The organism is Paracerasibacillus soli, assembly GCF_042432965.1.
GTDB lineage: Bacteria > Bacillota > Bacilli > Bacillales > Amphibacillaceae > Paracerasibacillus > Paracerasibacillus soli.
The window spans coordinates 1-24,090 of record NZ_JBHLWL010000014.1 but is presented as its reverse complement, the minus strand read 5'-3'; the positions used below and the strand labels follow the sequence as shown (position 1 = coordinate 24,090).

The following is a 24,090-nucleotide window of genomic DNA, read 5'->3' as shown; positions in this document are numbered from 1 at the left end:
CTATTTGACTGCCCCTTCTTCTACCGGTACTTGAACTGAACTAATGATTTCTGTCACAACTTCTTTCGATGTCTTTTTAATAGAACCTTCCATCGTTAAAATAATGCGGTGTGTAAAGACGAGTGGTGCTAATGTTTTAATATCTTCAGGTGTTATATAATCTCTTCCTTGTATATACGCTTTTGCTTGGGCGGCGCGCATTAAAGCAAGCATACCACGTGGACTCACTCCAAGTTCAACTTCTGGATGCTCTCTGGAAGCTTTTATTAAGTCTAATAAATACTCGGTTACCACTTTCGAAATGATTACCTCTTTGCTGCTCTTTTGTGCTTTTAAAATATCCTCAATTGTTAAACTTGGAATAATATGTTCATAAGGATCTTCTACACGATATGTATGAATAATTTTTCTTTCTTCTTCTTGGCTCGGGTATCCTAAATCTATTTGAAATAAAAATCTATCTAATTGTGCTTCTGGTAAAGGGAACGTACCATAATTACTTTCTACGGGATTTTGTGTCGCTACTACAATAAATGGTTTTGGAACAGCCACTGTTTCCCCATCAATTGTCGCTTGATATTCTTCCATTACTTCAAGTAAACTTGATTGTGTTTTTGGTGTAGCACGGTTTATTTCATCTGCTAATAGTACATTTGTCACAACAGGTCCAACCCGTAATTCAAAATCTTGCTTTTTAGGATTAAAAAAACGGATACCTGTAACATCACTTGGTAAAACATCCGGTGTAAACTGGACACGGCTAAATTCGCCATCTATGACTTTTGCAAAGCTTTTTGCTAATTTTGTTTTTCCAGTTCCTGGAACACTTTCAAGTAATACATGTCCTTCAGCTAGTAAAGCGATGAATAATTGTTCAACTACCTCCTCTTTTCCAAAAATAACATTATTTAACTTTCCTTGTGCTTGCTTTAACATTTCCATTATTTATTTCCCCCTTTGTTTTTCAGCATTTTTAACACAGCATTTAATTCAGTCATTAATCTTTCTATCTCATGTTCACTAACATCTTGTTCTCCATACCTAACTTTATTATAAATAACAGTGTGAACAGCAAATCCTTCCCTTTCAAACCATTCATCTAACGTTTCAAAATGCTTCCGACCGATTCCTTTTTGTGTAGTCTTTCTTTCAAACTCATAAACTAGTCTTCTTACAGGATGTCGTTTAGAAAATATGTTTTGCATACGTTTACTTAACGTTCCAAATTGCAATGTATCCTTTTCCCCTAATTGATAAGCAGACAATGCTTGATCCGTCTTCAAGATAAATCGTCTATACCTTTTATGAATATAGCGCATCGCAACTGATACAACAATAAATGCCAATATTACCATTAGCACCCAATAAATTAGGGAGATATTCTTTTCCATTAGAGCCTTTTTAGGCTGATGGAATAATGCCCCTAAATTTTGAATCATACCAAGAAGGCCATCACCAGCATTACGTTTAAACTCAAACTCCGATAAAAAATCCATATTTATAAGTTCAAAAATATAGAGTGGCAAGCTCATAATATAAATAAGCCCCCCTATAATCGTATCCCAAATAACAAATAATCCTTTCAGTATATGATTTGAGATTATATATAATGCTAGAGCTGTTCCTGCCAAGCCTCCTCCCATGAGTAACCATGTTCTGTTGTACATATTATGATTCTTGGTAATTGTTAAGATATGGCTGCTAATGTAACCAATTAATAGGACAACAATTTGTAGTATAGTTAGGAAAATGATGTCTTGTGTAAAATCCGTGATAACACCAAGGATAAGTGATAAGATGAAAAGTATTTTTAAATATGTTATCTCTCGTTCAATAAATTCCATTTTTGCCAACACAATATATCGCCATGTTAAGACAAGGGCGTAAATAATACTTATCGTTGGATTAACATGAAATAGGATAAAAGTGAAAGTAGTAAATGGAACTGTTAGCATAAACCAAGCATAATTTTCCTTGTATACAGATACTAGTGAAAATACAAGAGATAATATGCCCGCTACAATTATAAAGACCGCTGTTGGTATAGATTCATCTTCCCAGTAGAAAATCATTAAGGAACTCAAATATATCAGAATTGCTTCACAAAAAAAGTGATAAGCTCGGTTAATAATAGGGTGTTTATGTTGCATATACAACTACCCCCTTATCATAATCTTCAAGTGTTGCCTCTTCTTCATATTCCTTTACTACATATCGTTTTCCATATCGATTTTGCTTAGCTAAAAAATTATGTTCTGCGACACTCATACCACCAAGAAAAATGACTGTTTTATCTGTTGTAGTTTGTTGTGTAACATGATGCAACATATGTTGAAATGGAAAGACCATTGGTTGTCTTGGAACACGCGCTAATAATTCTAAAGCTTGTGTATAATGCGGTATACCTTCACCTTCTGGCAAATAATAGTATGTATATCTACCTAGAGTACGTGCATTAATATGAATAGAAAACGGTATGCCTTGCTTTGCTGCATACTGACATAAATAAGTTGTATATGACAAATACTTCTCTATCATTTTCGGATAGTCCTCTGTTTTCCAACCATGCACAGGGTACAAATTGACAACAAGGACAAGTGACATATCCATTACCTTTTCATGTACATTCGTTTGAAGTCTCTGCATTTTAGCAGTCGCATTCCAATTGATTTGCTCAAATGAATCACTGTATGTATAATCCCTAATACTTTTAATACTCATTTCATCATCAAAAGGGGAATATTGACTTCGTTTATTTCCCGGGGATACCGTAAATAAATTATCTATATTTTTCACAATTAACGGTTTTGGATAAATAATAACTTCATAATTGTAAAATGCCATATATTCCATTCTAACTTGGTTAAAGTTTATTAAATGCGGGAATATACAACTAATGGAAGTAATACGTGTAACTCCTCGTCTTATCCCTTCTAAAGGTATTTTAAATTCTGTTTTTCCTTTTTCTTTTAGCGTAATTGGAATAGCAACTTTATTTGTGATTTTCATTTTTACAACTTTATGTTCCAATATATCGATTTCTTTTCCAATCTGAAATTCGAAAATACCATTAATAAAGGGAAGCAAAGATTTATTTTCAAACGTGAACATGAGTACGTCCATTTCTCCTTGGAACATGCGTAATGAGGTCTTTTCATTACTTAATATAAGTTTTCTTCTCATAATGGCATCATATAATATCGTTAACAGTAAATAGAGACAAAAGAAACCTAAAACAATAAGCATCGCTTCTAATCTTAGAATAAATCCGAATAATGTAAATCCAATTAAACCAGATAATAAGAGATCTTTATTTCTTGCATATTCCGGATCAAAGATTACTTTCCATTTCACTACATCTCCCACCTCGTATAAGTTTCAAACAATTTTATGCTTTTAATACAACTTAACCAGTTCAATATTTAATTGAAATATGTGAAAATTAATGATATCAATTGCACACATATTATAAATAGAGACATCTGAGCATTCATTTTTTCTTGTCCTTATATGCTTGTTAAGCATAAGCCAAGTGCAATGTTGTTGCTAAGTACACGGAGTCTGCTATTTTCAAACATGCACCATTATATAGAATAGTCTAATAATAATTACTATAAGTATGCCATAGTTATGCTAATAGATAAAGTAAAACTTATTTTAATCTAGAAAATAAAATAAGAGCTGGATAACACCACCCCTTATTTTAGTCGTAATTATTTAAATTTCCCTTCAAATACAAACTCTGTAACTTCTTTCCGACTAGAAGGCTTTTCCCTCTCTTGCATTGGTTCTGGCAACATCGTTGCATCTCCTTGGTATCCTATTGCTACTACTGCTTGCATCACGTATTGTTCTGGAATTTCGAGTATTTCACGAGCTTCGTCTCTATTAAACCCTCCCATAGCATGGGTAATTAATCCTTTACGTGTCGCCTCAAGAGATAAGTAACCCCAAGCTGTTCCTGTATCAAAAGCATGTGAGGGATTCAATCCCCCAAAACTTTCTTCTTCTCTTTTTGAAACAATTCCTACTAGCACTGGAGCATGTTTACACCAAACGACATTTCCTTCATTAATAAAAGATAAGAATTTATCACGATCCGATTTATTTCTGGCGATTATAAAACGCCATGGCTGAATATTTGCTGCCGACGGTGCCCAACGTGCTGCTTCGAATAGACTATATAGTATATCCTTTGGAATCTCTTTATCTGAAAATGCTCTTGGAGACCAACGTTCTATATAGATAGGATCAATTTCATAAGCTGGATTGCGAAACTTTCTCATTTTCAAAAGTCACTCCTATTTTATTATGTATATGCAGTACATTATACCTTTATCTATTAGTCTTTCACATCTATTTGATTAAAGAAGTAGATAGAAATCGACAAAAACACGTTTTAAAAAATACGTACCCGGGAATCTTACTTATAAGATTAAAACTTGATTTAGTAAGGCTGTCCCAATTCCCGCACTAATTATTAGTTAAGCAAATCGACTTTTACTAACCATTTCACACCAAATCAAAGTCTCGTCCCAAAATTTCATCGTTTACTTAAAATAGAGGTGATAGTCAGTTAAATCGCAAAAAAAGACTCCTGAATATATCAGAAGCCTTCATAGATTTATTTATTAAAATTAATTTAATCTTCTTACATGTCCAGTAAAACGGCTCTTCCAATAAGGATTATTCATACTAACAACGGATACACCTTTTGAACTTTGTGCACCAAGGAATTGACCTCCACCGAGGTATATAGCTACATGACCATTTGTTTTATACGTATTAAAGAACACAAGGTCGCCAGCTTGCATATTGCTAGAAGATACTTTAGTCCCAATACCTGCTAAACCAGAAGTACTTGATGGAATGGAATAGCCTGCTTGTCCATAAGCCCATGATACAAAGCCAGAGCAATCAAATCCTCCCGGGCTTTTACCTGACCACACATAAGGTGTTCCAAGCACACGATACCCAGCAGCAATTGCAGCATTACCATTTGCACGAGCAGTTGGGTTTGCTGAAGGACTTGCTGATTCATTATTATTCGCTTTTGCCGATTGATTTGATTTAGAAGTACTTAATGTTGCAACAATCGGTGTTCTTGCTGAAGCGATATTATTTTTCACTTGCGTTTCGAGCGATGCAAGGTCACGATCTTTTATTTTCAATTCTTTTGCTTTATTTGTTAACTCTGTTTCTTTCTTCGCTAAACTTTTTTGTCTATTTTCATTTTCCTTCTTTTGCTCAACGATTAATTCTTTCATGCCTTCTAATTCTGTTTGCATGTCTTTTAATTCTACTAGTTTTTCTTCTACTAGTTTTTTGTCATCAGCAATTTTATTCATTATTTCTTGATCAGATTCTGTAATTTTAGTTACTGCAGTAATTCTACCTATAAAATCGCCGAAGCTTGTTGAACCAAAAATAACATCTAAATAATTTAAATTCCCACCACTTTGTTGATAAGAGACAGCACGTTGTTTTAATATCTCATAGCGCTTATCAATAGCAGCTTGTAATTCATCTATTTCATCTTTTGTAGTAGTTATTTGTTTAGTAGTATTATTAAGTTGTTTTTCATTCGCTTTTAAGGCTTGTTTATTTTCAGCGATTTCTTTATTCAACTCTTCCAAATCAATAAGTAAATCTGCAATTTGTGCTTCAGCTTTCGACAAATTTGCTTTAATTTGAGAACGTTGGTCTTGGATATTCTCCTGTTTATTATGTAATTGCGATAATGTTTCTGCATGAACTGGTTGTTGGATAAATATTGAACTACCAAATCCGATTACCGATACAGTTGCAATCGTTACAATCGTTTTTTTCAAACTAATTTCCTCGCTTCCCTCAACCGCTCTACTTGAATCTATTTTTATTAAAAAGTAGAGTTGATATTTTTACATATTAAATCTATTAACTCTTTAAGGGAAGTATAACATAGATTAATTTCATGTTTGTTAGAGTTATATTACAAATATATTTCAAAATGCGATAAAAACCGTCTTTTTTTGTAACAAAGGAATGATTTTGTTACTAAGAAGATAGGCCTAATAAGACTTTATCATATGTAATAATAGAGTCCTATATTTTATCTGTTTAGGCTTTTGTTTGTAAAAAAAAGCCCATAAAGTAATTTTTATCGTTGATTTTACGAATACAATCATTCTTTTTACCTAGATTTTGATTGTTGTTAGCAAACTAGCACGGTACATAATTCGACATTTCTATTTATTTCTTTTTAATAGCTGAACGAATAAGATAAGCAGTCCAATCCCCATGAATATATATATGATCGTGGCATACACATTCATAAATTCAATTATCTTCCTCCATGCACTACCTAGCCAAACTCCAATCAATACAAGTACGACATTCCATATAAGTGATCCTAACAACGTAAAGAGCAAAAATATTGTCATATTCATCTTGGCAATTCCTGCAGGGATGGAAATTAAGCTTCGAACAAGTGGTATCATTCTACAAATAAAAACTGCACGATACCCGTAGCGGTCAAACCAATTAATACCATTCTGGATATCTGATGTTTGGACACGAAGTAGATACCCCCATTTCGTAACAATCTTTTCAATTGCATCTTGGCCTAACATTCGTCCTATACCATATAATATGACGGCACCGAGTACTGAGCCAGTTGTAGCAGTTACGATTACCCCCATAATTGTCAACCCTGTACTAATTGTCATGAATCCACCGAACGGTAATACTATTTCAGATGGTATTGGAGGGAAAATACACTCCAGCGCCATCATCAGTAAAATACCAACGTAACCAAACTGTTCCATTATATTAGTTACCCATTGTTCCATATCCCAAACACCTCGTCCATTATGATTATTCAATTATAGTCGACAAGGTTTCAATTTATGCACATTAGTCAGGCTTATCACTTTTACTATTTTCTATTTTATCTACTAATAATTCTGCTGCACGACGGTAGAAATTACTCATATTTACAAGAGATGTAATAAGCAGAAGCTTTTCTAAGTAGGTTGCATCTTCATCAGCATACTGCGCAATTTCGTTGGTCACGTCTTTTGCACAGTCTTCAACATCAATTTTAAAATTTTTGGCGTTTACATCTAGTAATTGCATATAACTTTCATAAAAATTATCTAATTGAAATTGGTCATTCACTATTTTTTCATTCAGTTGATCTAATATTTTTTTTATATCATTAATCGATAATGCACCTTTTAATTGGTAAATCAAACTAATTAATAACACATGTTGCTTCGTATACTTTTTATTTTTAATTGGAAAAAACAACCTGCCTTTTGCATAGTTATTTATCATTGTCTTCGTTAAAATCTTTTCTTCATCATTTCGTTTCGTTTCAGCATATTTATTTTCAAAAAGTTGAATGACTTGATCCATATACAAGTCAATATCAGGTATCTCCTCTAACGTAAGTTTATTATCTAAGTCAAGTAACGCAATAATCTCACTAATTTTATTTTCCATATAAACTCCTCATTTTATTACATTTTTGGGCTATATTAAGTATATGTATTAATTCACTTCGTGTAAAGGTTGACTATGTGTTATGTTTGCTATATTATAGTATGTAGTTATCAAAACTACATGAGTGAGGGGTTAATATAATGACAAATTATATCCGTGAACCTATTAATGGATTGACACATTTATTTGGAGCGATTTTATCTTTTGTTGGATTACTGGCACTTATTATTAAAGCCAGTATTACGACCGAATCAGCAATTGCCATTATGGCAGTAACAATCTTTGGGATTAGCATGATTTTATTATACGCGGCGTCCGCAACTTATCATTCAGTTATTGCGCGTGACCATGTTATCGCTTTTTTACGAAAAGTTGATCACTCCATGATTTTTGTCTTAATCGCAGGAACATATACACCATTTTGTCTCATCAGTTTACATGGGCTATCTGGATGGATTTTATTTAGTGTTATTAGTGCTATTGCGTTATTTGGTGTATTATTTAAACTCATTTGGTTTCAAGCACCTCGTTGGCTTTCAACTAGTATTTACATTGCTATGGGGTGGATTGTAATCTTTTTTAGCCCATCTTTAGGAAATGTAATTGGTAGAAATGGACTAATACTACTAATTGTCGGTGGTGTAATTTATACAATTGGTGGATTTATTTATTGGATAAAACCAAAGTTTATGGAGTTTAAACATCTTGGTTATCATGAAATATTTCACGTTTTCATTTTGCTAGGAAGTTTCTTTCATTTTTGGTGTATTTTTAAGTATGTGATTTAATTAGTAGAACATATAGCTTTAGGCTATATATCAATGTCTGCACTGTTAGTTTTAGGCTTGTATAATACCGAAGGGTCTGATCCCCTCTTAGTTAAAAGAGGGGGTTAGACCCTTATGTTGTCTCTTTCATGTATTTTAATATGCCACCATGTCTGATTGCACATAATAGTACAATAATTTTTCTGTAGCTATAAGAGATGTCTCATGTGTGCGTTCAAAAGCATGAGAAGAATCTATTCCTGGTCCAATTAAACCATGAACGATATCATGTCCTGAACGAATAGCTGCTGAAGCATCAGAACCATAATATGGATAAATATCGAGTTTGTAACCGATATTGTTTTCTTTAGCTAGTTCGACTAGATGTTTGCGAAGTCCATAATGGTATGGGCCACTCGCATCTTTTACACAAATCGAAACGGTATATTCATCTGTCGATTGTCCGTCACCCATTGCCCCCATATCAACTGCCAAGTATTCGACTGTTTCTGGCGTAATATTGGAGTTACCACCATACCCTATTTCTTCATTATTAGAAATAAGAAAATGCGTTGTATATGGTAGCGTCATATTTTCTTCTTTTATCTGTTTCATTAGTTGCATTAAGATTGCAACACTTGCCTTATCATCTAAATGCCTTGATTTAATAAAGCCGTTTTCGGTCACTTCTACGCGCGGATCAAAAGATACAAAGTCTCCTACTTCAATGCCAAGCGCCCGAATTTCCTCCGCATTTTCTACTTTCGCGTCAATGCGAACTTCCATGTTATCTTGATTTCTTTCCGCAGTACCAGCATCTTTATAGACGTGAACGGACGTTTGATGCATTAAAATCGTTCCTGTATATACTTTTCCTGATGCCGTATGTATTTCGCAATACTCCCCTTCGATAGAGTTATAACGAAAACCACCGATTAAATCAAGACGAAGCCGACCATTTGCTTTCACTTCTTTTACCATCGCACCTAATGTATCAACGTGAGCCGTCAACATACGGTGTTCGTTGTCATTCTTTCCAGGTATTGTTGCAATGAGACCACCCTTACGATTACGTTTCGTTTCAATCTCTAACTTCTGTAAATAGTTTTCCACAAACGTAATTACTTTTTCCGTAAAACCTGATGGGCTTGGGATTGATACTAATTGTTTAATAAGTTGTTTTGTTGTTTCAACATTTGGATATGCTACCAAAATTATCGCCCCTTTCGATGCTACTATGTATTGATATATTTATTTTAGCGTGAATATTCATATTGAACAACTTTGGGGGATTGCACAAATACACCCTGTTTTGCCACGTGTATAAGGTAAACCCACTCTATTCCATAAAAAATGCATTTTTCACACCAGAAACAACACCAGAAACACTTATCCACAGTACAGTTGCATTCCAAAAAATGAACAAATTCTACAAATCGAGTAGGATGGGGTGACTAACCCCAAACCTCTCACACCACCTTACGTCAGACTGTCTAACAAATAATGCAGAAAAAAGTATACTATAGGCACCTTATAAGCAGAGGAGATTCTTCAAAATGGGAAATGCTCACAGTTTTTCGAGAAATCAAACGAGTTTTCAACTATTCTCCCGTCATTACAATTGCAGTGCCCCCCATACAACTTTACATCCGATTTCAATTGTAGTACCCCTGACATATACTGCAAATTTGCCATTGCATTTTCACTGGTTATTACCGTAATCCGCCACTACCCCAACTACATCATTGGCTTCGTTAAGGTGACTATACATAAACGCAATCATGTCATCCATACCAAAATCTGCAAAAACAAGAACTTTTTTAGCCATTTGGTGCCTAGTAAAAATTAAAACATCGGACCATCTAAAATAACAACTTACATAAACCTCTATAGTTAAATAATTAATTATTTATTAACTAAGCTAAAATCACAACAATAATATATAAAAACAAAACATTTCCCAATAAGACAAAAAGGCAAGGAAATTTTTTGACGAAAGTGTGTAGATAAATGTCGATACATGTCATAAACTGTAGAAAAACAATGTAACTTTCCCAACACCCTTTGCTTATATTAGTGATAAACTATTATTATATAAGGAGGTGTCTATTAAAGTTTAAACTATAAGGGATTTCAAAACTAGAAAGTAAATTATAGTAACATATTTTTATGGAAAGGAGCTTTTCGAAGAAGTATCAATTTGTCCTATCTTATTATTGTTCACACTAATGAGCATAACAGAATGAGATTTCATCAAGTTTTACTGAGAAATAGGTATTAAATGTTACATTTTATTTAGAAAGTTTATTTAGAAAGACTTAATTTTTTGATAGACTAATTTATTAATTTCCCCCTAGAAAGTTTTATTTTTTCTTGAAGGTTAAATGATACAGGGGAGATGGATTAAGGAGTACCATAAATTACTAAACTGGCTACCTCCAGGATACTATTTAGTGATTTTATCGGTACCGTATCACAAAATAATTTATTGGAGGTTCTTTCATTGAAGAAAACATTAATAACTTCAGTATTAACTATTGGTTTACTATTTGGATTTGGTGGAATAAATACTAGTGCATCAACAGAATTAAACAATGATATAGAGAGTGATTATGTTGGTATTCAATCAGCAAGGGCATACCTTTCTCCTTCAAAACTTAGTGCCAAGCATCTAGAGTGGAAAACTATCACTGTTAGCACGAATGTTAGTGGGGTTGCTTCATTTTCCTTTCATTCAGGTATAAATGGAGAACAGTTTCGTTCACACAGGACTTACGGCTCCCACAAATTTCGTCAAAGATGGACTACAAAGAGTATCTCAGATTACACGTATATCGGTCGCGTCACCAGTGAAGATTATGGACCTGCTCCCCAAGTAACGGGATTAGCAAAAATTTCTTTATACTAAATTACGATGAAAAAAATAAATATTTTTTCTAAAAAAACAATGTTTATGATGAGCGTCATCCTTTTGCTCATCATAAGCACTGTTTCCTACACAATGTCAACACTGGCCGATGCACATGAACAGGTGAAACAAGATATTACTGATTTTTCACGTGGAGCGTATGACATTCTGATACGTCCACCCGATGCAAGAACAGAAATTGAAAAACAATTAAACCTTATTGAGGAGAACTATCTTGGAATTGGAGATGGCGGGATTACCATTGAAGAATGGCAGGTCATCAAAAACAATCCCCAAGTGGAATTCGCTGCACCCGTTGCCTCAATCGGGCTATTTACTGCAAGAGAACGGACCTGGATGATTGAAAAAGATAAACAACACCCGAAATATTTTGAAGTAGTAAACTATACAAGTGACGGGGTAAATACCTATGAAAATAAAGATGACATTTATTTATATGACTTCGGGATAGATAATTTGGATTTATCGGTATTTCCTTCATCCCTAAGTGTAGATAGAGATTATCTTGGTTATGAAGCAGATATAGCCACATTTGTGTTTCCCACTTCCTATCATCAAGTGGTGGCAGTTGATCCAACGGAAGAAGAAAAACTTACCGGTTATAATCTTGATAAGCTAACAAAAAAAGTTATGGATCCTATGGCATATAAAGGGGGACAGTATTCCATCCCAATTATGGGCTTAAAGGATATTCAAGTACCGGTTTCATTTCAATTAACAATCGATGATTTAGGAGATATTAGTGAAGAAGAACTCATGACCTGGGAGGACAAATTAATTGGAGGTAGTGCACACAGAACACTTTATGAGAATCCGTCAAGCTATTACAAGTTTTTGGAACAGTATATTAGTAAAAAAAGACTACATCAAGAAAAGGTGCTTGAACTCGTACCTGATGACGGACTCTCCCCGTTTGAGGAAAACCTTCTCTATATAGATGAAAATATGAAACTTTCCTCACAAGGAGATATGTTATCTGAAGAGCCTGGTCTTTTAGGAGGAGGCCACAAAATTCATGGTCAACGGATTGGGTATCGTCTATCCCCTGTTGTTTACGATTGGAAGGATGGCAACCTCTCGGTAAAACAAACTGGAATCGATGAACAATTTCAAGCTCCTACATATCGTAACATTGATATGGTAGAGTTTTATAAATTGGATGAATACAATAACGCCACAAATGACGATGATTTTGTTGGGTTTATAGAAAACGGCAAATTTTCCATAAAGGAAAACGCAGAATCATTAGCCTCCGCCCCCCTTGGTATTTACGGGCGGGAAATGCCACACTTGGCCTCAAATCCAACTGTGAAATTACATCCTTCTGCTGTTCCGGGCAGTTTTATTACAACACCTGCACACGGATTAATATCTATAGATTATGCGGAGAAGATAAAGGGCGAGGCGCCGATTGATGCCATTCGCATTAAGGTTGCAGGCATTACAGGCTATGACAAAGAGGCGGCATCCCTCATTCGAAAGCTAGCCAAAGAATGGGAAGATGAGGGTTTTACCGTAGATATTGTTGCGGGTGCTTCGGTACAAGATATCACAGTGGATGTGGAAGGGGTCGGTAAGATTGTCCAGCCGTTCACTACATTAGGAGCTGCCGATACTGTGCTGTCCAGTTGGAATATGCTGCAAGTGGCGATAACGATACTTTATGGATTGGTTGCTTTAACATTTATCGGCTTTACATTTTTCAATTTACTTGCGGATAGACAAAAGGATGAAAAACTGCTCGCTCGATTAGGTTGGTCTGAAAAACTAATCCGTCAGATCCGTTATAAAGAGGGTTTGCTCATGATTGCACCCCCAATCATTCTTGTAACTGTGGGATTTGCCATTTTCGGAATTTGGACAGGCCAGTGGCTACCATTAACCTTAACCGCAGTTATTAGTAGTATCTGTATTTTGTTGTTTTTCTTAGCTGATAGATTGCAAAACAAACAACAGAAAATAGTCAAAAGACAACGGAAATCCATGACATTCCAGAATATTTGGTTCTATCGTTTTTATTTGCTTGCTTCCTGTATCCAGCTATTGTTAACAACAATTCTAACGTGCTTCCTGCCATTTTTTCTATTACAACATCTGGAAACCACGACAAAAACAAAGCTTGGAACGTACGTTCACGGGGAAATCGAAGGGATGTTTATTTTCATTATCGTATTATTATATATGTTAAGCTTAACGACAGTCTACCAATCACTTAGTAGATTGTGGAAAAAACGGGCGTCCGAAATTCAATTATTTCTTTATCTTGGCTGGGAAGCAAAAGCCATAAGAACTTATTTTTTACGAGAAATCCTTTTTTGGGCGGGAGTAGCTGCAATTTTTGGTTGGATTGTCAGTCTTTTGTTCACGACCATGATGGTCCCAATTACAGCCCAAACTATCATTTACGGAATAGTGGGATGGATACTTATTTTAGTTATTATGCTCAGTGGTTCCATTTATTCACTACACAGGGCTCAAGTAAAAGGAGGCAAATCCATTGCAAATAGTGCTTCATAACGTGAACAAAACCTATCAAACGAGTACCGAATCACTTCATGTATTAAAGGAAATTAATGTAACCATTGAATCAGGTAGCTGGCTTACCATAACAGGTCCTTCTGGTTCCGGAAAAACAACATTCATGCGCCTGCTGTCAGGAATTGAACAGGCTGATAATGGAGAAGTAAAAGTTGGCCAACTCGATGCCACGATAGCAGCCGAAAAAGAGCGGCGCCGTTTTCGAAGGAATCATGTAGGCTATGTCTTTCAGGACTTTCAGTTGTTTAATCAATTTGACGTATTGACGAATGTAATGATACCACTACTGCCATATGAACCTAGGAAAGTAGTAGAAGAAAAGGCAGTTCAACTGTTAGATATGGTTGGATTACTTCCAAGAAAAAACCATATGCCACTACAAATTTCCGGTGGTGAAAAGCAACGTACAGCAATTGCTAGAGCATTGATGAACGATCCCCAACTGATATTGTGCGATGAACCAACAGGAAATCTGGATTTAGAAAATCGTAACAAGATTATGGAAATTCTTCGGGAAGTCCATAAAAAGGGGGTAACCATCATACTTGTAACCCATGATCCCGAACTTGCGGATTATGGTGATTTAAAGTTTGAGATGAGGGATGGTCATCTATTCAATAAAACAGAACAAAATGTTTAGGACTGTTACCTAGAAGTGACACTATATTATATGAAGGGTAGATTACAGATTACAGACCAAGAAAAAATCAGTAGGAATTTTTACTAACGTCTTCAGTTTTTGGGGGAATAAGTGCTAATAAAAATGAAAACAGCAATCTAATTGGCATACATTCCTACAACAAATTAGTAATTCAAATCACTAGCAAAACACTCAGTTTTGGGATAACCACCTTGAACTGGGTGTTTTTGCCTTTTAGTAAAGCTATTCCTGCCAACACTGGTCTGTTCTAAATATGCTATTCATTTCTGCAAAGAATAATTTACTGGACAAGCTCTCTGCTGCTATGTTGTGTTCAGATGCTTTTCTTTCAAACGCAGTTATTATGACTGCTAAAGCTACACTATCAGAGAACCAAGAATGAAATTTAGGGAAAACAGTGTATTTTAAACTGTAATCGTTCACCATCTATGAAGCTCAGCCTCACCATAACGGGAATCACTTTTTAGTTCTTACATGGTAGTTGAACAGTGTATAGTGAGTATATATAATATAAATAGAAAAGTCCCTTAAGGATATATATTAGGTTGAGTGCGGGATAAGTGTTATTTTACTTAAATAACAGAGATTTTCATGACATGAAAAATAGATACACACACTGATAAGGAGGTATCTACATGCAAATTATAATATCAAACAGTTCAAAGGAACCTATATATGAGCAGATTTTCAAACAAATACAAACTAAAATATTTTCAGGTGAGTTAAAAGAAGGAACAGCTCTGCCTTCTATAAGACAATTGGCCAGGGATTTAAGAATTAGTGTTATCACTACAAAACGGGCATATGAAGAATTGGAAAAGGCGGGGTTCATATACTTAATTGCAGGGAAAGGTTCATTTGTAGCAGAGCAAAATCCAGAAGTTTTTAGAGAAAAAAAACTACGAGTGATTGAGGAACAATTAGCTGCGGTTATCTTCACCAGTAAGGAAATCGGACTATCCTATGAAGAACTACAAGATTTATTAAAGTTGCTGTATGAGGAGTGAGAAGGATGGAAAATGTAATTGAGTTACAAGGCGTTTCTAAGAAGTTTCAGACATTTTCTATAGATAATATAGATTTACAAATAAAAAAAGGGTACACAACTGGATTTATTGGTGCAAACGGTTCTGGAAAGTCAACTATAATTAAATTAATAATGAATCTTTTACAACCTGATAGAGGAAATGTAAAAGTATTTGGAATGAACCACGCTAATCATGAAAAAGAAATTAAAAGCCGAATCGGTTTTGTTTATGACAGCAATATATATTATGAATCCTTGAACTTGAGGGATATTAGTAAAATTGTGGCCCCAGCTTATAAACAGTGGGATAACAAGCAATTTAATAAGTATATTGATCAATTTGAGCTACCCCTAAATAAATCTATTAAAAGTTTTTCTAAGGGAATGCAAATGAAGGCATCTATAGCTATTGCCTTATCTCATAATCCCGAATTAATTATTATGGATGAACCAACAGCAGGATTAGATCCAACGTTTCGAAGAGAATTACTAGATATTTTTCAAGACGTTATGATAAATGAGGGAAAAAGCATATTTTTTTCAACGCATACTACAAGCGACTTGGAACGTTTTGCAGATTATATTGTGCTAGTTAATAAAGGGGAAATACTTCTCCATCAAAGTTTGGAGGAATTGCGGGAACAATATGTCTTAGTAAAAGGGAGCGCGGATTTACTTGATCGAGATACGGAATCACACTTCATAAACATAGAACGTTCCCATGATACCTTTCAAGCCCTTTCAAAAAATGTAGAAGAAGTTCAAAAAGTATTTAATAATCATGTTGTGATAGAAAAGGCTTCTTTAGATGAAATTATGTTTTTCATGAAATCTGCACACAGGAATGAGTTAAATAATTCAAACTACAAATATAGCTGACCTCATACATATATTTTTCTTTATCAACTGATTCTCAGATAATCTAGTTACAAGTGTTTTGGCCTTTACATAAGAAAATGCAACTGTAGAAAATATGAAAATAGATTTTAAGACTTTAATAAAATATTAAAGTCTTTTTTGTTAAAAACTAAAAAAGTCAGAATTTAATGTTGTGTATACCGTTCATAGAGTATATACTGTATATATACGGGTTGCGTTTCCCAATTAAGGATATGTTAGGGGTTGGATTTCTGCTTACAGAACATTAAAGGTTAAATTTTATCAACTTCGTCAAAACATAACTTTAAGAGGTGTATATTAATTTGGAATTTATAATAAGGAGTGAGAGAAATAAAAAACATAGTAGATTTTAAAAATGTAAGCAAATATTTTAAAGACTTTTCTTTAGAGAGTATTGATTTACAAGTAAAACAAGGACAAATAACAGGTTTTGTAGGGGCGAATGGGGCAGGAAAGTCAACCACCATGAAGTTAATAATGAATCTTTTGCAACCGGATTCAGGTGAAATAAAGGTATTTGGAACAGATTACGCTAAGCATGAAAAGGAAATCAAGGAACGTATAGGGTTTGTCTATGATAGTAATGTCTATTACGAAGGCCTAAATCTAAAAGATATTCGTAAAATCATTAGTCCAGCCTATAAAAACTGGAGTGACAATCAATTTTATAATTATATCAAGAAGTTTGAACTTCCTTTGAATAAAGCAATTAAAACCTTTTCTAAAGGAATGCTAATGAAAACTTCTTTAGCACTGGCTCTATCTCATGAAGCTGAATTTATTATGATGGATGAACCGACAGCTGGTTTGGACCCTGTTTTCCGCAGAGAACTGTTGGATATTTTAAAAGAAATAATGGCAGATGGAAGGCGAACTATCCTCTTTTCTACCCATATAACCAGTGACTTAGAGCGAATTGCAGACAATATTGCTTTCATTCATAAAGGTAACATTCTCTTCAATGAGTCGATAAGTGATATTGATAAGCATTATGCCTTAGTAAAAGGAAATGCCGATCTACTTCATCACGACATTAAAAAGGATTTTATAAGTATTGAACGTTCCTCAACTGAATTTCAAGCAATAACAAATAATGCTGAAGAAGTAAGAAGATTATTAAAAGGTCAAGTAATTATGGAAAAAGCCTCCTTAGAGGATATTATGTTTTATATGAAAGGAGCCAGTCAATATGTTTAACTTGATAAAAAAAGATTTCATAATACAAAAGGCACAAATAATACTTTTTATTCCGTTTATTATATTCTTTGCAATTTTTGGCGATCATATGAGTCCAGCTTTTATTTTTTTGTTGGCGGGCGCCTATATACCTTTGAATGGATATATTTATGATGAACAGGTAGAATCCAATATCCTACTTAATTCTTTGCCATATACGAGAAAAGAGATTGTTTCGGCAAAATACATCAGTGCCATTGCATACATGATTTTATCAATAGGTGTAGCTAGTGTCATTTTATATATATTTAATTTTGGCTTTATGATAAGGGATATAACTATCGCTATGGGACTATTCTTTGTATTTTCCGCATTTGCTTTTCCTTTATTTTATATATTAAAACCTGGTTATATAGGTGCAGCTGTTTTGGTCGGAATGATAATTTCAGCAGTTGTTCTGCCACCCCTTTTCCGATTCATAACAGAACACTTTGTTGCTATTACGGATTTTCTTACAAGCTTATCTATAACAACTATTTACCTTAGCGGAGCAGCAATTGCTATTATCCTTTATCTAACTTCCTGGATGTTCAGCCAATTTATTTATCAGCGGAAGGTGTTTTAAATTTTACACAATAACTCATTCTTGCATTTAATAAATATACCCGCAAGAAGTATTTTCATGTAATTGATGGAATAACTTTTCTTATTATCTGTTAAACCAAAAAACAATGTCCATATGGACGTGCAAAGTCAATATCATCATGTAGTTAATGGAGCTTTATTAGCTGAACAAGGCCTTAATGGAGTGACGTAATTTTATGATTGAGAATGTGGCTTTCGGTGCTGAAGCCACATTCACAAAGGAGCGTTAGATATCATAAAAGAAGACAAAAGTCTGATGTTCTATGCTCAGCAACAGTAAAAAGACCTTAAACGACCACCTGCTAAAGCAGGTGGATTTGGACATGAAATGTCGACGACTAAAGTCGTTCCTCAGGCTAAAGCCCTATTTAAAGACCTTATGCTCAAACATACTCAAAATTTGACTAAACTCAATCCTCTATTCTAAATGTGTCGTTCTTTTTTTCACTAAATTGGTTTGCGATATAATTTCCAATCGTTTCTTCATCCACATTTCCAACTGTTGCACAGAAATAACCTCTTGCCCATAAGTGCTGACCCCAATATTTCTTTTCAATTCAGGGAATTGATCTTGTAGAAGTCTTGATGATTTACCTTTTAGGTATCGCAAAATTTTACTTGGGGCAAGGCTAGGTGGACACGATATCAACAAATGAATATGATTTTTTCCGACACTTCTTCCTTGCGAGATTTTAATACCTCTTGCTTCACAGCCTTGCCTGATTAATTCTCGGGTTCTCATTGCAATCTGGCCACGCAATACCTTATATCTATATTTGGTTACCCAAATTATATGTTACTTGATATCAAATACCGTATGGCTATTCTTCTTATATCCGTCCATACTTGTCACCTCATATCTTAAGTATGCACATCAAAAGATAAGGCTAAAAGCGGATACCGTCTAAAGACGGTGGAGTTGGACTATGCATTTGGCAATTAAAATTCAGATGTTCCGACCAACTGGCCAACTTCCTTCACAACTATTTAAATGATAGTAGAAGATATACTTCTCAATTTTTACTGTCTTTACTATTTACTAGTGTTTCAATTGATTTTTTATTTATAACTGTTACACTATATAGAAACATATGTTTCTAATTAAATTTACTAGTTCGAGGTGAATAATTTGAAAGATTGGGAAGCTGCCTATCTTGCTGGGATAATAGATGGTGAAGGTAGTATAACCCTAACTAGACTGCATAAAAACGAATACCGTAGACCTTGTATCTCCATATCATCTAATGATATGGAGATGCTACAATACATTCAAAAATTAGCTGGGGGAAATATTTATACTAAGAAAAATTACAATCCACGCAAACATAAAGACTCCTTTACACTTTATTTCAAAAAAAAGCAGGAAGTATTTAAAATCTTACAGGAGACACACACCTATTTAAGAATTAACAAAAAAAGAAAACGCTCGAAATGGATACTGCAAAATTATGACGCTGTTACACCTCGTAACGGTAAATACACCAGGGAAACCCTGAACCAAAAGTTACTCTTTGAAAAGAAATTTTTCGAGTTATAAATTTTAATCTTAACAACAAAATTAGCTTCATAATCATCTACAATACTTATAAACACAAAAAAACCACCAACATATGTATTGGTGGAGACGGCGGGACGTGCTTTTCCATGCTTTCGACATGGCACTGACTATATCTTGAACCTAACTTTTGATTAGGTCCTCTGGCGTCTTATGCAAAATATATATTTATCTTATAAAAGACAGCATTTCGCATCCTAGTACTACCTTGTAAAAGGTAGCCTATAAGTCGATACACGGCTGTTGGATTACTCCACACACCGCTCGGTATTGCCCTATTACCTTACAATTATGGCAACTTAGGTTTCACCGATAAAGCCAGATTATCACTTTTGTGTTACCACAAAAGGCGACTATTTACTAATCGAACCCGCGTCCAGAGATATCGCCACTATGGCATCTACACGCTTAGTTGGTATATTATCATTCACTGTCTTTTCAGCCTACCAACAGGCTTCCAAGCAGCTAGTCTGATTAGTTTCAACCAACATCCTCAGACGGCGAATGATGGTATAGCCCGCTTCATTTGAGACCCTTCAATCTGCCACACGGGCGATAGCAGGAAGGATCAGCTAAAGACTACTATTAAGCAGCTAAAGCTAAGTTATTGTTTGTTTTGCCAGTTATATTTAGGCGAGTAACGTTTTACGAGCCGTAACCTCGACGTGCAACCAAAGCTCGACCTACCCCTGTCGAATCCTAAACGTCCCCGTATAAAAAGGAGATCATCGGAAGGTTGTTCTTACTAAGCTTTCGTCCTTCTAACAATATTTATTATAACATATACAGAGAAAACTTCAAGGTGCCCCTTAATGAATCATCTGGTTAGTTTTCCATGTTTTACAATATTGGTTTAACCCAACGTTCGATCTTTTAGTGCACGGTCAATATCACGTTTCATTTGCTTCTGTTTTAAATCATCACGTTTATCATATTGCTTTTTACCGCGACCCAATCCAATTAGTACTTTCGCGAAGCCGTTTTTAATATACATTTTTAATGGGACTAGTGCATAGCCTTTTTGTTGGGTTAACCCAACAAGTTTATCAATTTCTTTTCGATGTAATAACAATTTACGTGTTCTCGTAGGTTCATGATTAAATCGATTGCCTTGCTCATAAGGTGCAATATGCATATTGATTAATTGCACTTCACCACGATGATCAATTCTCGCATGGGAATCCTTTAAATTAACCCGTCCCGCACGAATTGACTTTATTTCTGTTCCTTGTAATACAATTCCTGCTTCATATGTCTCCTCAATAAAAAAGTCATGCGATGCTTTTTTATTTTGAGCAATTGTAGCTCCCTTTCCTTTTGGCATTTCCATCCCTCCCGTCTTATAAAATGCGTATCATTAATTTTAACAAAGCTTAATCCAAAAGCCAACAGATAAGGATACGCAGCCTCCTTATCATAAAACTATTTTCTAAAAAGAATTGTACTTTACACAAATTGCTGCGTAGGTAACCCTTCTACGTGCACCGCTATAGATTGACACAACGGTTTCCATGGTGACGAACAACCCAAACTATTCGTTACATAACAGTTTGCATGAACTATATGATATTCGTTAAAAATGCACTTACAAAAACAGGACACCGCTATATACGATGTCCTGTTAGGGAGGGAATTAATTACCTTTTAAACCATTGTAGATTTTATCAATATTATATTCCAAAAACTTGATATATGTGTCTCCTTCTTCACCTTTTTTTCCGATTTCATCCGAGAATATTTTATCTTCATAAATATTGATTCCAGTTTCTTTCGAGACAGTTTCCATTGGTCTTGGATCGACGTTCGTTTCGAGAAATAATATTGGTACTTCGCGTTCCTTTAAAAAGCTAACAAGTTCCTTTATTTGTTGAGGTGAACCATTTTCTTCTGTATCTACTTCCCAAATATATGCTTCATCAAGTCCATATCGCTCTGCCATATATTGATATGCACGTTCACTCGTTACGAGAATACGACTTTCTTCTGGAAGCTCGGCAATTTTCGTTTTGTATTCCTCATCGATTTCTTTTAATTTCGCTATATAATTTTCCGCGTTTTTTTCATATTCCGATTGATGATCTGGGTCTACTTTTATGAGAGCATCTCGCGCATTTTCTGCCATCTGAATCCCGACAACTGGATCTAAGAAAGCATGTGGATTAATTTCATGTTCTTCCCCGCTTTCCCCTTTCAAATAATGCGGTTCAACACCATTCATCAGTTCAAATATATTTTCATCCTTTTGACCCACTGTATCCATCATTTTAAAAAACCAACCATGGTCGCCACCTTCTAAATTTAAACCATTGTAGAAAAGAACGTCCGCATCAGTTGCTTTTTTTGTATCTTCAGGTAATGGCTCATATTCATGGGGATCTGTTCCAACTGGAACGAGATTATGAACATCCACATATTCTCCACCAATTTGATTCACAATATCCTCTAAAATGGTAAAACTTGTCACTACCTTTAATGCTCCTTCTTTTCCACTATCAGCAGTATCCTTATCTCCACATGCTGCCAATAGTATTGTTGCAAGTCCAAGGCTTAAAGCCAATTTAAAAAATCCTTTCATCTCTCTCCTACCTCTCCTTTTTCAAGCTTTTATTTATTATTACAAGGCTGCTTTATTTTTACGTGTGCGTAACGCTCGCCATAAAACACCTTGTTTTGGTGAAAAGATAAATGCCAATATAAATAATACTGTTGTTGCAAGTACAATGACAGCACCAGATGATAAATTATATTCCGAACTAAAATATAATCCAGCTACAGATGAAATCGACCCAAAAAAGGCAGATAAGAAGATCATCGTTGATAGTCGATTCGTAAGTAAATATGCAGTCGAGGCTGGTGTAACAAGCATCGCTACGACTAACACAACACCAACAGTCTGTAATGAAGCAACTGTTACCAACGTAAGAAGAATCATAATAACATAATGAATAAATCGTATTGGTAAGCCATACGCTTCAGCCATAGTCGGATCAAATGTCGTAATTAAAAATTCTTTATAAAATAAAATGACGATAAGTAAAACAATCGCGCCGATGATTAGAGTTAACCACATATCAGAGGAACGAACCGCTAAAACATTTCCAAATAAAATTTGTGTCAAATCTATTGCTGTTGATGCCTTTGTAATAAGCAAAATACCTAACGCAAAAAATGCTGAAAAGACAATACCAATTGAAGAATCACTTTTCACCCTGCTATTTTGGCTTATATATCCTATTCCGATAGATGTAAGTAAGCCCATAACTGCAGCACCATAAAAGTAATTAATATCTAACATAAATGAAATCGCAACACCTGGAAGTACTGCATGAGAGATTGCATCACCCATTAATGCCATTCCACGCAAAACGATGAAACATCCGATGACTCCACAGAGTATACCAACCATTACTGAAGTAAATAACGCCTTTTGCAAAAATTCATAGTGCATTAAATCTTGGATAAAGGACATTACACACCCACCCCTACCTTTTCTAAAATCGTCATACTTGATTGGTATGCCTGCGTAATCGTTTCTGGAGTAAACACTTTTTGTACAGGTCCAGATTCAATTAATTCCTTATTCAATAAAATTAAATCGTCAAAGTAATCTTCTACTTTCGTTAAGTCATGATGGACGACAAACACTGTCTTTCCACGATCACGTAATTTCTTCAAAATCTGAATAATCGTTTTCTCACTTGAAACATCTATCCCTACGAAAGGTTCATCTAAAAAAAACAGCTCTGCATTTTGTGCTAATGCTCTTGCTAAAAAAACCCGTTGCTGTTGTCCCCCCGATAATTCACCAATCTGCTGATGGCTATACTCCTCCATTCCAACCTCTTTTAAACATTGCATTGCCCATTCCTTATGTTTTGCTTTTGGCTTACGTAAGATTCCTAAATGGGGGTATGTTCCCAAGAGTACGGTATCAAATACATTTATCGGAAAATCCCAATCTAAATTGTTTCGCTGAGGTACATAAGCAATCCTTTTTCGCACAAGTTTAACTGGCTGATTTAAAACTTTTACTTCCCCTTTATCTTTTGGTATCAAGCCAAGAACTGCTTTCATTAGTGTAGATTTCCCAGCACCATTAGGCCCTACGATTCCAATTAATTTACCTGTACCAAAGGAAAAAGAGATGTCACGCACTACTTCTTTTCCATAATAGGATACATGTAATTTTTTTACCGTTATCGAATTTGTCACTTTTTTCACCTTCCTAATAATTCTTCATAAATTTTATCCCGCATTAACTGGCTGTAAGACCCCCACTTCAAGAATTCGAGTATAATCCAAGAAATGTAAGTGGGGGATCAACAGCCAGTAAAAGCCCGATTCTGTTTAACTAACATTCAGTGGGGGAGATAGGGAAACCCCCACTGAATGAAGTTTCACTTTATA

Annotated in this window: 21 protein-coding genes, 1 other RNA gene and 1 pseudogene; 9 read left to right on the top strand and 14 right to left on the bottom strand. The window is 34.8% G+C overall.

Annotated elements, in window-relative coordinates; all coding sequences use genetic code 11:
* From ACFFIS_RS04215 to ACFFIS_RS04185, 7 genes are all read right to left on the bottom strand, one after another.
* Complete coding sequence (locus ACFFIS_RS04215; RefSeq protein WP_390186289.1) at window positions 1-936, bottom strand: AAA family ATPase; 936 nt, start codon at window positions 934-936, stop codon at window positions 1-3.
* 5 nt (window positions 937-941) lie between these two features.
* On the bottom strand, window positions 942-2,150 hold the full coding sequence (locus tag ACFFIS_RS04210; protein ID WP_390186283.1) for a hypothetical protein: 1,209 nt from the start codon (window positions 2,148-2,150) through the stop codon (window positions 942-944).
* Window positions 2,140-3,354, bottom strand: coding sequence for a DUF58 domain-containing protein (locus ACFFIS_RS04205; RefSeq protein ID WP_320379535.1), 1,215 nt, complete (start codon window positions 3,352-3,354; stop codon window positions 2,140-2,142). Before ACFFIS_RS04205 ends, ACFFIS_RS04210 begins: the two co-directional genes overlap by 11 nt.
* 359 nt (window positions 3,355-3,713) lie before the next feature.
* A complete protein-coding gene (locus ACFFIS_RS04200) occupies window positions 3,714-4,286 on the bottom strand; it encodes a nitroreductase family protein (protein ID WP_390186282.1) in 573 nt (190 codons plus the stop codon).
* 351 nt (window positions 4,287-4,637) lie between these two features.
* A complete protein-coding gene (locus ACFFIS_RS04195; RefSeq protein WP_390186281.1) occupies window positions 4,638-5,831 on the bottom strand; it encodes a C40 family peptidase in 1,194 nt (397 codons plus the stop codon).
* A 396-nt stretch (window positions 5,832-6,227) separates the two neighbouring features.
* Complete coding sequence (locus ACFFIS_RS04190) at window positions 6,228-6,830, bottom strand: DedA family protein (RefSeq protein ID WP_320379538.1); 603 nt, start codon at window positions 6,828-6,830, stop codon at window positions 6,228-6,230.
* A 64-nt stretch (window positions 6,831-6,894) separates the two neighbouring features.
* Window positions 6,895-7,485, bottom strand: coding sequence for a DUF1836 domain-containing protein (locus ACFFIS_RS04185; protein ID WP_320379539.1), 591 nt, complete (start codon window positions 7,483-7,485; stop codon window positions 6,895-6,897).
* 140 nt (window positions 7,486-7,625) lie between these two features.
* Here ACFFIS_RS04185 and trhA point away from each other — a divergent pair, with 140 nt between their 5' ends.
* Window positions 7,626-8,273, top strand: a complete 648-nt coding sequence (trhA, locus tag ACFFIS_RS04180; RefSeq protein ID WP_390186280.1) for a PAQR family membrane homeostasis protein TrhA — start codon at window positions 7,626-7,628, stop codon at window positions 8,271-8,273.
* Window positions 8,274-8,408: 135 nt separating this feature from the next.
* Here the strand turns inward: trhA and ACFFIS_RS04175 are convergent, their stop codons facing one another.
* Window positions 8,409-9,464 (bottom strand): M42 family metallopeptidase, encoded by a 1,056-nt coding sequence (locus ACFFIS_RS04175; RefSeq protein WP_320379540.1) that lies wholly within the window; start codon window positions 9,462-9,464, stop codon window positions 8,409-8,411.
* A 1,291-nt stretch (window positions 9,465-10,755) separates the two neighbouring features.
* On the opposite strand from ACFFIS_RS04175, the gene ACFFIS_RS04170 reads away from it, so the two are divergent.
* The 7 genes from ACFFIS_RS04170 to ACFFIS_RS04140 all read left to right on the top strand — a co-directional run bounded on the left by ACFFIS_RS04170 (window position 10,756) and on the right by ACFFIS_RS04140 (window position 18,108).
* The gene (locus ACFFIS_RS04170) at window positions 10,756-11,160 is read left to right on the top strand and encodes a hypothetical protein (protein WP_320379542.1); all 405 of its coding nucleotides are present in this window, start codon (window positions 10,756-10,758) and stop codon (window positions 11,158-11,160) included.
* Between the two features lie 63 nt (window positions 11,161-11,223).
* On the top strand, window positions 11,224-13,698 hold the full coding sequence (locus ACFFIS_RS04165; protein ID WP_390186278.1) for a hypothetical protein: 2,475 nt from the start codon (window positions 11,224-11,226) through the stop codon (window positions 13,696-13,698).
* Entirely contained in the window at window positions 13,688-14,359 is a 672-nt protein-coding gene (locus ACFFIS_RS04160; protein ID WP_320379832.1) for an ABC transporter ATP-binding protein, read from the top strand. Before ACFFIS_RS04165 ends, ACFFIS_RS04160 begins: the two co-directional genes overlap by 11 nt.
* A gap of 656 nt (window positions 14,360-15,015) precedes the next feature.
* The gene (locus tag ACFFIS_RS04155; RefSeq protein ID WP_390186276.1) at window positions 15,016-15,387 is read left to right on the top strand and encodes a GntR family transcriptional regulator; all 372 of its coding nucleotides are present in this window, start codon (window positions 15,016-15,018) and stop codon (window positions 15,385-15,387) included.
* A gap of 5 nt (window positions 15,388-15,392) precedes the next feature.
* Window positions 15,393-16,286, top strand: coding sequence for an ABC transporter ATP-binding protein (locus ACFFIS_RS04150; RefSeq protein ID WP_320379544.1), 894 nt, complete (start codon window positions 15,393-15,395; stop codon window positions 16,284-16,286).
* A gap of 351 nt (window positions 16,287-16,637) precedes the next feature.
* Window positions 16,638-17,504, top strand: coding sequence for an ABC transporter ATP-binding protein (locus ACFFIS_RS04145; protein ID WP_390186288.1), 867 nt, complete (start codon window positions 16,638-16,640; stop codon window positions 17,502-17,504).
* Window positions 17,497-18,108: an ABC-2 transporter permease gene (locus tag ACFFIS_RS04140; RefSeq protein ID WP_390186274.1), complete on the top strand. Its 612-nt coding sequence runs from the start codon at window positions 17,497-17,499 to the stop codon at window positions 18,106-18,108. Before ACFFIS_RS04145 ends, ACFFIS_RS04140 begins: the two co-directional genes overlap by 8 nt.
* Window positions 18,109-18,538: 430 nt before the next feature.
* Here ACFFIS_RS04140 and tnpA read toward each other — a convergent pair.
* Window positions 18,539-18,921 (bottom strand): annotated as a pseudogene (gene tnpA, locus ACFFIS_RS04135) (IS200/IS605 family transposase).
* Between the two features lie 336 nt (window positions 18,922-19,257).
* Here tnpA and ACFFIS_RS04130 point away from each other — a divergent pair.
* The gene (locus ACFFIS_RS04130) at window positions 19,258-19,665 is read left to right on the top strand and encodes an LAGLIDADG family homing endonuclease (protein WP_390186272.1); all 408 of its coding nucleotides are present in this window, start codon (window positions 19,258-19,260) and stop codon (window positions 19,663-19,665) included.
* A gap of 379 nt (window positions 19,666-20,044) precedes the next feature.
* On the opposite strand, the gene ssrA is transcribed toward ACFFIS_RS04130, so the two are convergent.
* The 5 genes from ssrA to ACFFIS_RS04105 form a co-directional block, all read right to left on the bottom strand.
* Window positions 20,045-20,386: a transfer-messenger RNA gene (gene ssrA, locus ACFFIS_RS04125) on the bottom strand.
* A gap of 150 nt (window positions 20,387-20,536) precedes the next feature.
* The gene (smpB, locus tag ACFFIS_RS04120; protein ID WP_320379546.1) at window positions 20,537-21,007 is read right to left on the bottom strand and encodes an SsrA-binding protein SmpB; all 471 of its coding nucleotides are present in this window, start codon (window positions 21,005-21,007) and stop codon (window positions 20,537-20,539) included.
* Window positions 21,008-21,316: 309 nt separating this feature from the next.
* The gene (locus tag ACFFIS_RS04115; protein WP_320379547.1) at window positions 21,317-22,258 is read right to left on the bottom strand and encodes a metal ABC transporter substrate-binding protein; all 942 of its coding nucleotides are present in this window, start codon (window positions 22,256-22,258) and stop codon (window positions 21,317-21,319) included.
* Between the two features lie 39 nt (window positions 22,259-22,297).
* Window positions 22,298-23,152 (bottom strand): metal ABC transporter permease, encoded by an 855-nt coding sequence (locus tag ACFFIS_RS04110; protein WP_320379548.1) that lies wholly within the window; start codon window positions 23,150-23,152, stop codon window positions 22,298-22,300.
* On the bottom strand, window positions 23,152-23,895 hold the full coding sequence (locus tag ACFFIS_RS04105) for a metal ABC transporter ATP-binding protein (protein ID WP_390186270.1): 744 nt from the start codon (window positions 23,893-23,895) through the stop codon (window positions 23,152-23,154). Before ACFFIS_RS04105 ends, ACFFIS_RS04110 begins: the two co-directional genes overlap by 1 nt.
* Between the last annotated feature and the right edge of the window lie 195 nt (window positions 23,896-24,090).

What these genes read in the sequence shown, in the direction of transcription:
- ACFFIS_RS04115 (WP_320379547.1), bottom strand. Translation starts at nt 22,258, where the DNA reads ATGAAAGGATTTTTTAAATTGGCTTTAAGCCTTGGACTTGCAACAATA.
- ACFFIS_RS04185 (WP_320379539.1), bottom strand. Translation starts at nt 7,485, where the DNA reads ATGGAAAATAAAATTAGTGAGATTATTGCGTTACTTGACTTAGATAAT.
- ACFFIS_RS04140 (WP_390186274.1), top strand. Translation starts at nt 17,497, where the DNA reads ATGTTTAACTTGATAAAAAAAGATTTCATAATACAAAAGGCACAAATA.
- ACFFIS_RS04110 (WP_320379548.1), bottom strand. Translation starts at nt 23,152, where the DNA reads ATGTCCTTTATCCAAGATTTAATGCACTATGAATTTTTGCAAAAGGCG.
- ACFFIS_RS04150 (WP_320379544.1), top strand. Translation starts at nt 15,393, where the DNA reads ATGGAAAATGTAATTGAGTTACAAGGCGTTTCTAAGAAGTTTCAGACA.
- ACFFIS_RS04155 (WP_390186276.1), top strand. Translation starts at nt 15,016, where the DNA reads ATGCAAATTATAATATCAAACAGTTCAAAGGAACCTATATATGAGCAG.
- ACFFIS_RS04210 (WP_390186283.1), bottom strand. Translation starts at nt 2,150, where the DNA reads ATGCAACATAAACACCCTATTATTAACCGAGCTTATCACTTTTTTTGT.
- ACFFIS_RS04215 (WP_390186289.1), bottom strand. Translation starts at nt 936, where the DNA reads ATGTTAAAGCAAGCACAAGGAAAGTTAAATAATGTTATTTTTGGAAAA.
- ACFFIS_RS04200 (WP_390186282.1), bottom strand. Translation starts at nt 4,286, where the DNA reads ATGAGAAAGTTTCGCAATCCAGCTTATGAAATTGATCCTATCTATATA.
- ACFFIS_RS04190 (WP_320379538.1), bottom strand. Translation starts at nt 6,830, where the DNA reads ATGGAACAATGGGTAACTAATATAATGGAACAGTTTGGTTACGTTGGT.
- trhA (WP_390186280.1), top strand. Translation starts at nt 7,626, where the DNA reads ATGACAAATTATATCCGTGAACCTATTAATGGATTGACACATTTATTT.
- smpB (WP_320379546.1), bottom strand. Translation starts at nt 21,007, where the DNA reads ATGCCAAAAGGAAAGGGAGCTACAATTGCTCAAAATAAAAAAGCATCG.